The organism is Ruegeria sp. YTSC004 (assembly GCF_059609805.1).
Genome location: NZ_JBXWMJ010000018.1, coordinates 24,097 through 39,242, shown reverse-complemented (window position 1 = coordinate 39,242; position 15,146 = coordinate 24,097). Strand labels below are relative to the sequence as shown.

Sequence of the window (15,146 nt, the reverse complement as noted above, 5' to 3'; positions counted from 1 at the left end):
GAGGCACTTGTGAAACGGCATCTAATTTATCGCACCTTGTCGGTTAGCGCATGTTCGATCTGCTGTTTGTTGCCTGCTTCAGCCCAGGAAAACGGGACAGAACTGGTCTTCGGCTTCAATCAAAGCCTTGAAACCGACGACAACCTCGAACTCGATCCGGTCAGTGCTGGCAGAACCACATTTGCTTCCACCGGATTATCTCTCGACCTCAGCCATGAAACTCCTTTGGACCGGATCGGTGTGTCTGCTTCCGGCGTGCTGCGTGCCGTGAACGGACCAGGTGCCGAGTCGGGTTGGGACAATCAGCGCTTTCAGCTAGACTATGGCCGCGAAGGCGCACAATCTGCATTTGGTTTCAATACCAGTTATTTTCAATCAAATATCCAGTTTCTACGACCGCTAGAGGAGTTCAGAAATGACGAGGGCGAAATTGAATTGCCACCAGATCTCGATGATCTGAATGGCACCGGTAACAGGGAACGTTACAGGACTGGGCTTTCGCTTGAGCTTGGACAGGATGCGCCAATTGGCGCCGCATTCGACGCCGATTACCTTGCGCTCAGATATACGGACACCACCGATCCGGGGCTGAACGACAACGACCGGTTCAATCTGGGGACAGACTTATTCCTGCGGCTTTCCCCAGTGGTAGAAGGTACATTGGGGCTGGATTATCGGCTTTTTGAATCTGAAAATACCGAACAGACTAGGCGTGAAACCACTACGGGCTTTTTCGATCTGAACGTTGAGTTGTCACCAATTTGGCGCTTTGAGGCCGGTCTCGGCTATACCACTATCGACACGCGAGAATTCGGAGTCGTTACACGAACCGATGGACCCACAGGGCGACTACGGCTGGAGCGAGATATGCCTGATGGCTCCATCGGAGCCGAAATCGAACAGATCGTGACTGACGACGGTGATATCCGTAATTTCTTAATCAGCAGAAACATGGCATTGCCCGCCGGGGAGTTATCATTCACAATCGGCGTATCGGACTCTGAACTGGACAACGCTACCCCTATCGGATCCTTGAATTGGAGCCAAAACTTACCAAGGAGCGTAATCAGCGCACAAATCCGCCGGTCGGTAGACTTTGATCAGGAGAAAGGGAACGTCATCAGAACCGCCGCATTTCTAGGCTATTTTTACGAAATTAATAACATTTCGGGAATCAGTCTCAACGCTGGATATACGATTAGCGACGAGGTGACGGACACAATTGATCGAGCCAATTTTAGTGCCTCTTACCAGTACACCTTGACAGAAGACTGGGCGCTGAATACCGGGTACCGCTATCGGATGCGTGAAGATCTGACAGACCCGCGTGCGCAATCTCATGCCGTTTTTTTCACCATTGGCCGGGACTTTATCCTGCGCCCTTGACACAGCAGCTGATCAATATCCGAATTTTCGCAACACCGGACCCAGTTCGCGCTCAATATAGGCGACGTGATCAGGCTCCAGCTCTTTCCGCCACTGTCCGGATTTGCCGCTGCGCAGGTGAGATTTCCGGGCGACACCCCCGGTCTTTTTTCCACTCCGGCTCTTGGCCTCGAACAGCCGCATCAGGTCAGTGGCCAGGTCCAGATTCCGCCCCTCGAACCCGAGATGGCTGAACATGTCGCGATAGATGTCGGCACGGCCTTCGCCCATCAGGTCTTCGAACGACACCTCAAAAATATCCGGATCGCCCGTATCCCAGTTCAGCAATGTATCCCGGTAGAAGAAAATGAAGTGATCTATCTCCATGAACAAACCGTCATACGTATTGGCCGCATTCAGCTTGCTTTGATAGGTCTGTCCGTTCTCATCCGGCCGATGCACCCACGCTTCATGGGTCCATTTGTGGTAGTGATAACCTGACACGATCATGTCGCGCGGATCGCGCATCACGTGCACACCCCGGTAGGGAGCCAGCCGCGGCAGATCGAGTTTGCCATGCATCGACATGACCAGACGCGAATGCGGATCAGGATGCTCGATATGTACCTTTTGATAAGGCAGGTTCAGGCCATAACCCAACAGGCGCAGCACCGCCGTAAAATAGGTCGTCATCACCTTATGATGGGTCGCCACAAACATAACCGGGATTTCCTCTGGCACATCCGCACCCCGCATCCGGGTGGAGGTCAGACGGCCCAGCAAGGACCAGAATTCCGGGTTTATCAACAAGCCCCTGTTCTTTTTGATAAAGTTTGATACCTCGCGCCGCAGATGATCCATCCGGGAACGGCGGACCGGCGGCCCGAATCCGGCTGCGGTCATGATTTTTCGATCCTGAAGATTATCCTGCAAATCAATCGTCCGAGAAAAAATAGAAATCCACCATAACGCAATCTAACCTGTCTTAAGAGGACGAACAGTGATTCCAGACCGCCCACACTATTTTTTGGACATTCTCCCGATTTTGGCAAAATAACTTCAATATTGGAAACTATGGACGTGTGACCAAAACCAGGATACGGCGGAACGCCTTATCACTTCAGTTTGAGTAGCCTTTGCCCGCCAATTTTCGTTAAGATCGGAGACGGAACTCCCGCCAGTACAGTTCGTAACGAGTATCAGGGGAAACAGGTGAGTATTACGACGTCTGCGGAAAACTCCGATCGGATAGGCCGCGACAGGATTTTCAATCCCGTCGGGCTGTTCTGGTTCGCATTGCTGGTTCTGGGCTCGATCCCGATTTTCTGGATCGGTATCGTGTCGCTGGGTCAGGCCTGGGCAACCGCTGAATACAGCCACGGCCCACTGATCCCGGTTATCTCTCTCTATCTGTTCCTGCGGGAGATGCGCAATTACCCGCCCCCGCCGGGCGAGGTCAGGGACCGCTGGCCCGGTATCCTGGTGATTGCGTTCGGGCTGGTTGTGGCAATCCTGGGCAATCTTGCCAGCGTCCCCGACATTGTCACCTATGCCATGATCATCTGGACCGGCGGTGTGGTGCTGACGGTGTTTGGCTGGAACATCGGGCGGCGGCATCAGTTGCCGGTGCTGCATCTGGTCTTCATGCTGCCCCTGCCGAATTTCATCTACTGGAAGCTGACAATCTTCCTACAAGGCATCTCTTCGGTCATAGGGGTCTGGTTCGTGCAGCAGGCAGGCGTTTCCGTCTATCTGGACGGGAATATCATCGATCTGGGCGTCTATAAGCTGCAGGTGGCCGAGGCCTGCTCAGGTCTGCGCTATCTGTTCCCAATCCTTAGTTTTTCTTATCTTTTCGCCCTGCTTTATCGTGGTCCGGTCTGGCACAAGGTGGTGCTGTTGATGTCGGCCGCGCCACTGACCGTGCTGATGAACTCGATCCGCATCGGCGTGATCGGGGTTTTGGTCAATCACCATGGAATCGAAATGGCCGAAGGGTTTCTGCATTTCTTTGAAGGCTGGGTGATCTTCCTGACATGTATCGCCATCCTGTTCGCCATGGCTGTCACACTGCAGCGCCTGACGCCAAACCCCAAACCGCTGGCCGAGGCAATTGATCTGGATACCCGTGGCCTGCTAAAAGTGGGCGAACGCATTTTTGCCATCCGACCCTCGCGCGCCCTGGCAGCAGGCGCTTTGCTCACACTGGCAGTATCGGTAGCCTGGGTTATGCAACCCAACCCAGACAAAGAGCCGATCGATCGCAGCCCCTTTGCACTTTATCCACGCCAATTGGGGAACTGGTCGGGGTCGGCAGCGCTTCTGGACCCGGATGTCGAACGAGTACTGGGCGCGACCGATTACCTTAACACCACCTATGCCGCGCCTGGACAGAATGGCTACATCAACATGTTCGTCGCCTTCTACGACAAACAAACCGAAGGCGACGGCATTCATTCGCCCGAGGTTTGCCTGCCGGTAGGTGGATGGGAAATCTTCAGCCTGGAGCCCTATCGGATCGACCCGGGCGTCCCCGCCTATGGCGCGTTCGAGGTGAACCGCGCGGTCATTCAGAAAGGCCTGCAAAAGCAGCTAGTCTATTACTGGTTCGAACAGCGCGGCAAACGCCAAACCAACGATTTCGCCGCCAAGATCGGGGTGGTGGTAGATGGTCTGACGATGGGTCGAACCGACGGCGCGCTAGTGCGCTATGTTACCCCGATCCGCGAAGACGAAACCGAGGCTGACGCGGATGCCAGATTACTGGGCTTTGTTGGGCAGAGCTTGTCGAAGCTGCCAAGGTTTGTGCCGATGTAATTTCCACAATTCCCGCCTAACCAGACAACAGAAACCGCTCTTTTCAGAGCGGTTTTTTCTCCGCCACCCTTCGGTAGGCACCGATCAGTGCGTCCACCTGATGATCCCAGCCCAGTTCTGCTTCGACCCGGGCACGACCAAAGCGACCCATCTCGGCCGATTGCTCCGGGTCGTTCAGCAGTTCGAGAATCTTGTCGGCCATGTCGGTCGTGTCATTAGGCGCGGCATACAGCGAAGACCGTCCTGCAGAATAGCGCCCCTCGGCCACGTCGAACTGTACGATGGGTTTTGAAAACGCCATGTATTCCAAAATTTTATTCATGGTGGATTTATCATTCATCGGGTTCACCCGGTCCGGATTCACACAGACATCCGCCGTCGACAGCACTTCGAACAGGTCCTGATCAGGCGCGCGCCCAGTAAAGGTCACGTGGTCGCCCAGCCCCAGCCCCTCGGCCTGCGCCTTCAGCCCGTCCAGCGCCGGGCCGCCGCCGACCAACACGAACTGCACATCATAGCCACGGTCTTTTACTATGATCCGCACAGAATCGAGCAACAGATCGATCCCTTCCTGATCTCCCATAACTCCCACATAGCCCACCATATACGCACGCCCGTTGCGCCACTTGGGGTTGGGGGCCGTTACAATCAGCCGATTGAGGTCGGGGCCCGAGCGCACAACAAATACATCCTCAGACGCAATCCTGCCGCGCTCCTGTGCTATCTCCCGATAGCTTTCATTGGTCGATATCACCACATCGGCGCTGCGAAATGTCCAGCGTTCGAACAGTACCATGAGCTTCCAGAAAAAACCGCGCTTGCCGAATTTAGCCTCGTAGAGCTCGGGATTGATATCATGGTGATCGAAGATGAACCGTTTGCCAAAAAGCTTGAAGGGCAAGGCCACCAGAAAGATCAGATCGGGCGGGTTGCAGGCCTGCAAAGTATCAAACCCGTGCCGGCGGGCGACCCTCAATGCCAACCGCATCTCTTGAAACAGCGCTGCCCCGTATTCTACCAGATATCCAAGCGCCCCGCTTGCATCGATCGGCAAATTGTGACGATAAATATGCACGCCATCAACTTCTTCATACAGGGCTTCATACCCTTTACCCGTTGGGCAGATTACCGCCACTTCGGCACCGGCAGCGCAGAGCGTACGGCATTCGTGCCAGACCCGTCGGTCAAAAGGCAATGGCAGGTTCTCGACGATAATCAGCACACGCCGACCAGCAAGCGGTTTTGCCTGCCGGGCCGCATCCATACGGGGTGTTTCAACCAAATCAACGTCTTTCATGGTAACTGACCTGTATGGCGGATCTCAGGGTTACCTGACAAGGTAAGCGCTTCAATCGTCGCATTTGACGCGATAACCCGGTCATAACGCGTTGTCTCGGCGTGGGTGCGATCGACCAGAAGACGTTCCAGGACCGGCAACTGGCTGTAGGCATAGCCTAGATTGGCCCCGACCAGCTTGGTGGCATCAATGCCCGGGTCATAAATATCCAACTCGTACCCCGCAGCCAGAAGTTTGCGAGCCAGATCAACATTTGGGCTTTCACGCAGATCGTCCGTTCCAGCCTTGAATGCCAGCCCGGCCAGCAGAATACGCGCCGGTTTTTTCAGCCCTTCAACCGCATATTCGAACAGGCGGTGCTTGTGCGCCTCATTTGATCCCAGCAGGCTGTTGATCAGCGGCAGGTTTGCCCCGGTATCCGCGGCTATATACTGCAGCGCCCGCACATCCTTGGGCAAACACGAGCCGCCAAATGCCCCGCCGGGCCGCATATAATAGGGTGAAATGTTGAGTTTGGTATCCGAGACAAAGATCTCATGCACCTGCCGAGCTGAAATACCCTGTGCCAGACAAACACGCCCGACCTCGTTGGCAAAGGCAACTTTGACCGCATGCCAGCTGTTATCGACGAATTTTGTGATTTCCGCCTCGCGGTAGCCGACGGTAAATGTAGGGGCCTCAATATTGGCGTTCAGTGCACCCATCACCGCATTGGAAGCACCATCCCGGGTTCCGATCACCACTTTTGGCGGGTTGAAATAATCTTCGACTGCGCTGCCCTCACGAAGAAATTCAGGGTTATAGACCACCTCGACCCGGTTTTGCATCGCCTTTCCCAGAACAGCCTCGAAGATTGGCAGAACAAGTTCCTCGACAGTACCAGGGCGAAACGTCGAACGATAGGCGACAACCAACGGGTGTACCCGGTCAGCGGTCAGCGCCATCGCTATCTGCCGGGTCACATCTGCGATGAACCCCATATTGTGCGATCCATCCGCAGCTGAGGGTGTGCCGACACAGACAATAGCCAGATCACACCCATCAAGATGCGCCCCTATCGTCACATCCGCTGAAATCCGGCCTGCCGTGACCCCTTCGGTCAGCATCTCCTGCACACGTGGCTCCACAATCGGAGCCTGGCCGGCCGTGATCTGACGCACCTTTTTCTGGCTCACGTCTATCCCGATGACCTCGTGACCTTCACTGGCAATACAACAGGCCGCCGTAAATCCGACATAGCCAAGACCCAATACCGCAACCTTCATTAAATTCTACCTAATTCTGGAAACTCGAAATCAACCTAAAATGAAGCGGCCGGATGACCCGCGCCCGCCTAGTCACCCCCTGTTATAAACATCCTCATACCGTACGATGTCGTCTTCACCCAGATAGGACCCGGTCTGCACTTCGATCAGATACATCGGCACCTTGCCAGGGTTTTCCATTCGGTGCACCGCACCCAGCGGGATATAAACGGATTGGTTTTCTGTCAGCAAGTTCACCTCCTCGCCCACGGTCACACGCGCCGTGCCGGCCACAACGATCCAATGCTCAGACCGATGCACATGACTTTGCAGACTCAGGATACCGTCCGGTTTGACCATGATCCGTTTGACCTGGAACCGATCCCCCAGACACAGGGTCTCATACCAACCCCAGGGGCGGTGAAAGCGGGGATAGTCCTCGGCCTGCGCCACCTTGTTCGCTTTCAGTACGCCAACCGCCTTTTTAACGTCCTGCGCCCGGTCCATATCGGTAACAAGTACCGCATCACGCATTGCGATAGCGGCAATATTCTTCAACCCAAGGCCTACTAACTGGATATTGGCATCTTCGCTGCGCAACAGCGTGTTCTGGCAATCAATCGCCGTGGCCGCCCCCACCTGAGCGACCCTGTTCTCATCCAGTGGCAGGGTCGCATGCAGAGTATCCCAACTGCCCAGATCAGACCAGTCAGCCTCTAGCGGGACAGCAACGATATTCCGGGCCTTTTCCATAATCGCATAGTCGATCGAAATCGGATCAATCCCCTCAAAAGGGTCCGCCGCCAACCGGAAAAACCCCAAATCCGTTTCCCCCTGCGACAGAGCCGCACGACACGGTGCCACCATTTGCGGCATATGTTCCTCGAAGGCCGCAATGATATCGCGGACACGGAACATAAACATTCCCGCATTCCACAGCACATTGCCACCTTGCAACAGCTGGACTGCTCGCGCCTTGTCCGGCTTTTCGCAAAACTCTGCAAGCGGGGCAGGCTGCCCGGGCGTCACCACACCATCCAGCCGCAGATACCCGTACCCTGTTTCAGGGCGGTCCGGCACCACCCCGAATGTGACCAACGCCCCGCCCTGAGCCGCTTTGGCCCCCACAGCCACGGCGTCGAGAAAGGCCTGAGTGTCGTGCACCAGATGATCCGAAGGTGCGACCAACATCAATGCATCAGGTATTTTCTCAAGACTCAACGCCGCAGTCAGAATAGCAGGTGCGGTATTACGCACAGCGGGCTCTAAGATGACCTGACCATCCGACAGGCCCAAAGCAACGGCCTGATCTTCCACCAGAAAACGGAAATCCTCGTTGGTTAGAAAGATTGGCGCATCGAATTCCGGTCCGGAAAGCCGTGACAGGACGCTCTGGAACAGACTTTGCTGACCGTCAAAAGATACGAACTGCTTAGGATACGCACGCCGCGAACTGGGCCACAGTCGGGTTCCCGAACCACCACAAAGAATGACCGGATAAATCATTTAACATACTCCAAATTTAACGAATGCACCTCTTATTGAAACTAGATTGTACCAACGGAAACGTCCTCGCAATCACTCACCAATCCGTACATTCCTAGTGGCACATCAACCGTACCCATAACCGTACCCATATCCGTAAATACTGTCAGTATAGTGGCATTTGTTCATAATCACGCCCATCACGTTGGTGAGTTCTGCTAATTGACGCTCAGCCACATCAATCTGATCAATCGTCGTGCGTTCAGCTTCCGTCATCAGCAGAGCGCAATCAGCGTTTTTGAGAAATCCAAAATTGTCGTCCGCCGCCAGTAACGGCGGCATATCAAACAAAACAAGATCGGGTTCGAATTCTGCCTCAATTGCCGCAATAACATCGCTGGCCTTCTGGCTTTGCAGAATTTCAGCTGCATCTGTAACGGCCCCACGGCTCAACCCCAGCGCCACGTTCTCCCCAACTCTATACCCGTGGTCAGAAAGTAACGCCTTGCCTTGCAGAATGTCACCCATCGTGCATTGACAGTCCTGCTTCAACATCAAGGACAAACCTGCCCGACGCAGGTCAAAATCCAAAACAACAGTGCGCAAATCAGTCTGCCGCCCGAAACTGAAAGCCAAGTTTGCGGCAGTGGTACTTTTACCGCATGCACTGTGTGGAGAAACCATCGCTACCCTCTTCCAACCATTGACGCCAGCCTGCTGCAATATGCGTGTACGCAACATATCATAAGGCCCTGCTGCGGCACCGCCGTCGTAGCTGACAAGCCGATTTTGACTGATATCTGTTTTGGAAATATCGAGTGGCGTCAGGTCAAACCAGGGATCAGTAGTTCTGTTTGTAGACACCTCTTCTTGGATAGCCTTCTCCGGTACAACATCGGACTGAGCAGACGCCTTCTTGTTTCTCTGTGACCGTGCTTTTTCTATAGCTTTCTGCAGTTTTTCCATTCAGCACTATCCTTCCAGGACAAAGACTGTCCGTTTCGTCTCACCACCGGATACCAATTTTGTCCATAACCCGCTCAGCCAACAGATCCAGAGGCTGGTAGAATACATGAACCGCATAAACAGCCGCTGGCACGCCGACCACAATGACAAACACCCGCAACAACCTCAGCACCCTGAAACGCATCACTTCTCCAGAGGTCGAAATATAGGGAATAGTCGCCAGTGGCGTAATATCCAGTTTTGCAACCAAATCTTCTGGCCGGCGCAAAGTCCGATTCAGCAACTCCAGCAAAACAATTAGGCCAATCCCAGCCAAAATACCGAAAAAGCTGCCACCACCGGCGATCATCATCCGATTAGGCTTGGTCGGGCTACTTGGAGCGACTGGTGGTTCTATCACAGATATGCGCTGACCTTGCGCCGTCACTTCAATCCGCTCACCTGTACTGGCGCGGGCCAAGCTCTCGACCGCAACATTGTACTGCCCCTCTATATGCTGGTAGTCGAGCTCAAGATCATCAAGCCGGATCTGTTTTTCCGGCGTTTGATTAATAGTCCGGCGCAGTTCGTCTAATTGCAGATTCAAATCAATTTTTTGTTCTTCGGAAGCTGCAATTCTGGAATCCAGATCCGCCAACTGAACATCCAACAACGGATTCCCGGACTGCGGCTCGCTCTCTTCTACAAGTTGCGGCATTGAATCAACCTGTTCCTCAAGCTGTTTGATACGAGCTTCAAGAAGCTTAACACGCGGATTGGTAGTGGAATAAATCGCCAGGGCTTGATTGAGCTCCCGGCGCAGGCCCACCAGTTCCAGTTGCTCAGGGGTCTGATTAGGTATGCGGTTTCCCGAAACCTGACCAGTTGTCTCATAGATATCGATCAACCGGCTGCGCTGCGAATTCAGCACAGCCAAATCTCGGTTCAGCTGTGCCAACCTCTCTTGCAGAAGAGTCTGCTGATTCAGTCGGAAATTAAGTGTATCCGGTAACACACCCGCGTTTTTGGTTTTAAAAGCCAAAATCTGGGCGCTGCGTTCAGCCAGTGTCTCGCTCAACCGATCTACTTCTGTTCTGAAAAACTCGAGCGTTTGGGTAGCGCGCCCCGTTCTAGACTGCACGTCTTCCTTCTGGATCAGTGTTAGGTATTCGTTGAGAACACCCGCAGCGCTTGCGCCTGAAGGTCCCTCAAAACTAATTTCCATCAGCGCAGCTTCGTTGCGACCTGTGCGTATTTTGATGACTGTACGGACCCGCATACCCGCCACAATCCTATCAGCCGTCATAACAGAGGGGTCTTCGAAGACATTTTGCCGATTGGCTATCTCCAGCAAGTTGGCCCGGGTCAACAGCCTCTGTTCTATGATTTGCAGCTGCTCCGGTGCCGGTGTTCGCACCGTCGACGCAGCCAACTCATCCGGAATACGTGGCGATTCCACAATCAGCTTCATGCTGGACACGTAAGCCGGCGGCAGAGTCATCGCGATGATGACCGAGGCCGCGCTAATCACCGAGGCCACTATCAGGAAATAGGGCAAACGCCGCACAAAAATCGACCAGTAGTAACGAAAATCCACGTTCAGTTTTCCCGTTTTCCGTTCATCTGCGTCCGAATACTACTCATCCTGCTTTTTCCTCCGGCGGCACTTTTTGATGAGCTCCAAGCTTCAGCACCTGACCCGCCTCCTCCGGTTCAGATACAGAAATAGCACCAAAACAGACCTCGTCCTCCAGCACGCTTCTCACAATCTGCGAGGTGACCAAATGAAGCTCCTCGCTCCATGCATAAAGCATTGCAAACTCGCAGATCTGGTTCACCAACCGTGGCACACCTTCGGTCGCCGCATGAATAAGGTCACAGGCCTCGGCCGAAAATTCCTCTCCTGTACCGCCTGCAACCTTCAAACGATGTTCGATATAGCCAGCAACCGTTTCCGCATCCATGCGAGGAAGATGAAAACTGGCCGCAACCCGCTGCGCCATCTGACGCATCTTTGGCTGCAGTACAACGTCCCGCAACTCGGGCTGACCAACCAGAATTAATTGAATCAATTCGTCCTTGTTAGAGTTGATATTGGTCAGCATTCGTATTTCTTCCAGCCCCTCTCGCGACAGGTTCTGCGCTTCATCGAAGATCAGGACAACCCGTCGCCCCTCGGCATATTCGGAAATCAGAAAATTCGCCAATGTCTGGAACAATTGTACGTAGGGTGCCCTTGGAGTGGCTGGCACGTCCAGCGCGTTGAGCGCCCATTGTAACAACTCTCCACGCCCACCCTGAGCGTTTGAGACCAATCCGATCGTGATATCGTCATCGATCTGGCTGATCAGCTTTTGTAGCAACGTCGTCTTACCTGATCCGATTTCACCCGTGATCAATGTAATCGGAGCTTTAGAGATGATGCCAAATTCAAGGATCGAATAAGCGCGCTTGTGTTGTGTGGACCAATACAAAAAACCCGGGTCCGGCAACAATGTAAAAGGCCGCTCCCTGAGACCAAAATGTTCGATATAGAGATCACCCGTCGTCATGGTGACCCAGAAACTTTTAAAACCATCTACACAACAAACCTTTGCGATATGATCGGGGTAAGCCTGACCAGAACCGCGTACACTCCACACTGACATGGCCCGGCAGGGCTATTAATACAACCGTCTACCTCTTTTTATCACGCTCAGACCCCTGTTAACTTATGTGTGGCATCAATTTCAGGCAATTTTAAGGAGATGCACCAAATCACACAGAAACAATTTACAGCAAGGCACACCTTCGTTCACTGTACGACAACAAACCAATGAGCATACCAAAACTACTTCATTTCAAACTCTGGATTTATACTTCGGAGTTTAACTCTCCATAGGTGTTTTGGGTATATCTCTTACGCAGCGAGCATAGCCATATTACTGGCAATGCAACCAAAAGGATGCTGGCCAGCCCGGTAAGACAATATACACCCATTACCGCGAATGCCCCATAACCCGAGAGGAATGCTATGGCAGCACCGATAAAACCTGTCACTACTGCCAACACCAGAATTCCCATCGGAACACTCCAAGCTACAAAGATAGCGCGCCACCCTCATAAGTAGAGTAAATGTGCCGAAAATCCACTTTTGTCGCAACAGTTTTCCGGTACACCGCGCTCCCGTTAGGAGTAACTATTGCATCAAAAAGAGGCCACTCTATGGCAGCCCCTTGATAATTCAAAAAAATTCTTGAAATCAGGCGGTCGATCTGCGTCGACGCAATAGGCCGAAACCAGCCAATGCACCCAGCAGCATGAATCCGGCAGCCGGCAGCGGCACCGGTGCCACGGCAACCAGGTTCTGGTAACGATATGGCTGCGCAGTGCTTTCCAGAAAGCTCAGACGCCATTTCTTGTCACCAGTATAGTTCTGTGCCGCGTCAAGGTAAGCGTTAGCCTGGGTGATCACACCATTGACCCCCCCATATTTACCTACGGCATTAAAGCCGTCTCCGACTGCACCAGTGACGGTCCAGTCATCATCGTAGACGGCGTTCCACAAAGCTACCTGGAAAGCAGCCGATGTTGTCCTGTTGTCAGCGGCAACGGACTGGCTGTAATTCGCATCAAAAATCGCCTGGATGCGTTGAAGCCCACCATTAGAAATTAGGTCAACGCTGTTCGAGAATGGCGTCTTCGTGATTTTGTAATCATATCCCGTTCCAGTCCCGATCCAAGCTGCTAAATCTAGGCAGAACGCAACGAAATCGCCAAGAACATTGTTTGGTGCCGGAGTTGTTTCGGTCATATCATAAGCACCGGCGTTAACGCGGGTATCATGATAGCCAATGCTTGGAGCGGTCACCTTGACCTTTTTATAACCTCCAGCGGCAGGTCCATTGAGATTTAATGTTGCTGCCGTTGCCGGAACAGCAACTGCGATTGTGACAGCTGTCGCCGCCACGGCAACTTTCTGCAGAAAGACTTTCATAACCCCTCACACGACTTACTCGTTAAACGAGATTGAACGGTAGCCAAAACACGCTTCGCATCTCGTATCGCTTGACCATATTAATTATGTCAGAAAGTGACAATGAACTTGTTCATACTGCCGCATTCCGGCACAATACGCTGCACAAAATCACACCATAAACATCATTGTTTCCATTTTAGGGATATCTGGCTGACTGCATGCCTGATCATTCGACATGATGTGATTGCGGCGGCCGCTCTCCGGTGGCGAGCGAGGTCCGGTATGTTGGCCTCATGGATAAATGCCGTGAGGAGAACGACCATGAAGTACTTTGCTGGTTTGGATGTTTCTTTGAAAGAGATTTCCATGTGTGTTGTCGATGAAGAGGGGCGTGTCGTCTTGCGTAGAAGCTTGCCCTTTTGTCCGTTGGCCGTCCGGGATGCCTTGGAAAAGCAAGAGGTGGCGCCGCAGAGGATCGTGCATGAAAGCGGACAGATATCGATCTGGCTTCAGCGGCAACTTGAAGATTTGGGGCAGCCTGCGATTTGCATTGATGCGAGGTCAGCCCACAAGGTTTTATCAGCCAAGCTAAACAAATCTGATCGTTCGGACGCGGAAGGATTAGCTCAATTGGCCAGGATCGGCTGGTTTACCGCCGTTCACGTCCGCAGCGTAGATGCGGACCGTCTTCGTACAATCATTGGGGCTCGGGATCGCTTTGTGCGTCTCAGAATGGAGATTGAGGCTCATATGCGGGGGATCCTGAAGACATTTGGCATTCGCCTGACCGCAATCGGCAATGGGCGGCAGCGACAGCGGTTCAGAGATCAGCTGTCAGTTGCGCGGCAATCCGATCCGGCGCTAGCCGTCATCATCGATCATGTACTCCCCTCGCACGAGGCAGTGTGTTCAGCGGCGGCTGCGCTTGAGGATGAGATTGCCGCGATTGCCAAACGCCATGACCTGTCGCGTAGATTGATGACGATCCCAGGCGTAGGCCCGGTTGTCGCCTTGAGCTTTCTGGCGCTGATCGAGAACGCAGAGCGATTTCCTAAAACAACAAATGTAGGAGCGTTCCTGGGCTTAACGCCGAGGCGATATCAGTCCGGTGAGGTCGACTATTCTGGCCGCATATCCAAGCGAGGCGATGCCGCCATGCGTCGTCTGCTGTACGAGGCGGCCAGTACATTGATCAGTCGTGTGAAGCGATATTCGCCTTTGAAGTCCTGGGCTGTCCGGCTCGCCGCGAGGCGCGGTTTCAAAAAGGCCGCTGTGGCGACCGCCCGGAAACTCGCCGTGCTCATGTTGACACTCTGGAAAACCGGAGAAGAATTCCATTGGACCAAGGAGGCCGCTACCTGATCTAGATATCCGCCGGAAACGGTTGGACGCGAAGTCCCTGCGGGACGGAAGGCAGATCGATCTCGTTCGAGAACATGGGGCAAAGCATACCCCGCATTCGACATATGGAGACGTTCAGCCCCCGGAAGCCATTATGAGGCGACACAAGTCGACCTCGGAGAGAACAGTGCCCCGCAGCGACAATGCCGACTTCCGTTGACATCCCCGCAATCAGAGAACGGTTTTCCAAGAACCGGCATGGCCGGTTCCGTGAGAGCGAATTGTTGCGGCATCTGTTCGAGACAACTGTCGCCCACTGCATCGCTGAAGATTTGGTCAGCGGCGGGCATCGATCCGGCAGATGCGCCCCGCGCCGTGCGTGAGTATCTAGACACACTGGATGAAGCTGCGTTTGGCGCCGCCAGCGAGAGAAAAAATCATCAGGAACAGAGCCTAACGAAGCATGCACACCCATATGCCATCGTCGTCGAAAACCTACAGATGCATGTCCAAAGTCAATCGTTTTTCAGTGTACGGCACCTCAGTGCATTGGTCTTCCAACCTTTCTCACAAGTGTTCGGCATGATGACTGGAATGTTGATCAATCCCGAACAATGGGCCCAAAACGGAAACATCTGTGATTGCCCATGCATGGAATGGAGCACTGCCTAAACTTTACTCAACGTGAAAATCA

General features: G+C 53.5%; 11 protein-coding genes and 1 pseudogene. 4 read left to right on the top strand and 8 right to left on the bottom strand.

All coding sequences use genetic code 11. The features are described from left to right. Window positions 1-9: 9 nt before the first annotated feature. Window positions 10-1,386: a hypothetical protein gene (locus AC2FFP_RS21560; protein WP_496845276.1), complete on the top strand. Its 1,377-nt coding sequence runs from the start codon at window positions 10-12 to the stop codon at window positions 1,384-1,386. Window positions 1,387-1,398: 12 nt separating this feature from the next. On the opposite strand, the gene AC2FFP_RS21555 is transcribed toward AC2FFP_RS21560, so the two are convergent. Further along, window positions 1,399-2,268, bottom strand: coding sequence for a sulfotransferase domain-containing protein (locus AC2FFP_RS21555; RefSeq protein ID WP_496881496.1), 870 nt, complete (start codon window positions 2,266-2,268; stop codon window positions 1,399-1,401). A 309-nt stretch (window positions 2,269-2,577) separates the two neighbouring features. On the opposite strand from AC2FFP_RS21555, the gene xrtD reads away from it, so the two are divergent. Continuing rightward, window positions 2,578-4,182: a VPLPA-CTERM-specific exosortase XrtD gene (xrtD, locus tag AC2FFP_RS21550; RefSeq protein WP_496770260.1), complete on the top strand. Its 1,605-nt coding sequence runs from the start codon at window positions 2,578-2,580 to the stop codon at window positions 4,180-4,182. 43 nt (window positions 4,183-4,225) lie between these two features. Here xrtD and AC2FFP_RS21545 read toward each other — a convergent pair whose 3' ends face one another. The 7 genes from AC2FFP_RS21545 to AC2FFP_RS21515 all read right to left on the bottom strand — a co-directional run bounded on the left by AC2FFP_RS21545 (window position 4,226) and on the right by AC2FFP_RS21515 (window position 13,129). Further along, window positions 4,226-5,479, bottom strand: coding sequence for a glycosyltransferase family 4 protein (locus AC2FFP_RS21545; RefSeq protein WP_496770262.1), 1,254 nt, complete (start codon window positions 5,477-5,479; stop codon window positions 4,226-4,228). Continuing rightward, complete coding sequence (locus AC2FFP_RS21540; protein ID WP_496770264.1) at window positions 5,476-6,744, bottom strand: nucleotide sugar dehydrogenase; 1,269 nt, start codon at window positions 6,742-6,744, stop codon at window positions 5,476-5,478. Before AC2FFP_RS21540 ends, AC2FFP_RS21545 begins: the two co-directional genes overlap by 4 nt. Before the next feature lie 72 nt (window positions 6,745-6,816). Next, window positions 6,817-8,229 carry a mannose-1-phosphate guanylyltransferase/mannose-6-phosphate isomerase gene (locus tag AC2FFP_RS21535; protein ID WP_496770267.1) on the bottom strand — a complete coding sequence of 471 codons (1,413 nt, stop codon included), beginning with the start codon at window positions 8,227-8,229 and terminating at the stop codon, window positions 6,817-6,819. Window positions 8,230-8,334: 105 nt separating this feature from the next. Then, window positions 8,335-9,174: a CpsD/CapB family tyrosine-protein kinase gene (locus AC2FFP_RS21530; protein ID WP_496770268.1), complete on the bottom strand. Its 840-nt coding sequence runs from the start codon at window positions 9,172-9,174 to the stop codon at window positions 8,335-8,337. Window positions 9,175-9,214: 40 nt separating this feature from the next. Beyond that, window positions 9,215-10,750, bottom strand: a complete 1,536-nt coding sequence (locus tag AC2FFP_RS21525) for a GumC family protein (protein ID WP_496770272.1) — start codon at window positions 10,748-10,750, stop codon at window positions 9,215-9,217. 43 nt (window positions 10,751-10,793) lie between these two features. Continuing rightward, entirely contained in the window at window positions 10,794-11,705 is a 912-nt protein-coding gene (locus AC2FFP_RS21520) for an ExeA family protein (protein ID WP_496770274.1), read from the bottom strand. A gap of 689 nt (window positions 11,706-12,394) precedes the next feature. Then, window positions 12,395-13,129 (bottom strand): VPLPA-CTERM sorting domain-containing protein, encoded by a 735-nt coding sequence (locus AC2FFP_RS21515; RefSeq protein WP_496770277.1) that lies wholly within the window; start codon window positions 13,127-13,129, stop codon window positions 12,395-12,397. Window positions 13,130-13,432: 303 nt separating this feature from the next. On the opposite strand from AC2FFP_RS21515, the gene AC2FFP_RS21510 reads away from it, so the two are divergent. Further along, the gene (locus AC2FFP_RS21510) at window positions 13,433-14,473 is read left to right on the top strand and encodes an IS110 family RNA-guided transposase (protein WP_496881495.1); all 1,041 of its coding nucleotides are present in this window, start codon (window positions 13,433-13,435) and stop codon (window positions 14,471-14,473) included. Between the two features lie 221 nt (window positions 14,474-14,694). Beyond that, window positions 14,695-14,887: pseudogene (locus AC2FFP_RS21505) on the top strand (IS5/IS1182 family transposase); the annotation flags it as partial. Window positions 14,888-15,146 lie beyond the last annotated feature (259 nt).

Bases quoted from the DNA above. Each gene is read 5' to 3' on its own strand.
- AC2FFP_RS21515 (WP_496770277.1), bottom strand. From the start codon at position 13,129: ATGAAAGTCTTTCTGCAGAAAGTTGCCGTGGCGGCGACAGCTGTCACA.
- AC2FFP_RS21540 (WP_496770264.1), bottom strand. From the start codon at position 6,744: ATGAAGGTTGCGGTATTGGGTCTTGGCTATGTCGGATTTACGGCGGCC.
- AC2FFP_RS21555 (WP_496881496.1), bottom strand. From the start codon at position 2,268: ATGACCGCAGCCGGATTCGGGCCGCCGGTCCGCCGTTCCCGGATGGAT.
- AC2FFP_RS21535 (WP_496770267.1), bottom strand. From the start codon at position 8,229: ATGATTTATCCGGTCATTCTTTGTGGTGGTTCGGGAACCCGACTGTGG.
- AC2FFP_RS21545 (WP_496770262.1), bottom strand. From the start codon at position 5,479: ATGAAAGACGTTGATTTGGTTGAAACACCCCGTATGGATGCGGCCCGG.
- AC2FFP_RS21510 (WP_496881495.1), top strand. From the start codon at position 13,433: ATGAAGTACTTTGCTGGTTTGGATGTTTCTTTGAAAGAGATTTCCATG.
- AC2FFP_RS21530 (WP_496770268.1), bottom strand. From the start codon at position 9,174: ATGGAAAAACTGCAGAAAGCTATAGAAAAAGCACGGTCACAGAGAAAC.
- AC2FFP_RS21520 (WP_496770274.1), bottom strand. From the start codon at position 11,705: ATGACGACGGGTGATCTCTATATCGAACATTTTGGTCTCAGGGAGCGG.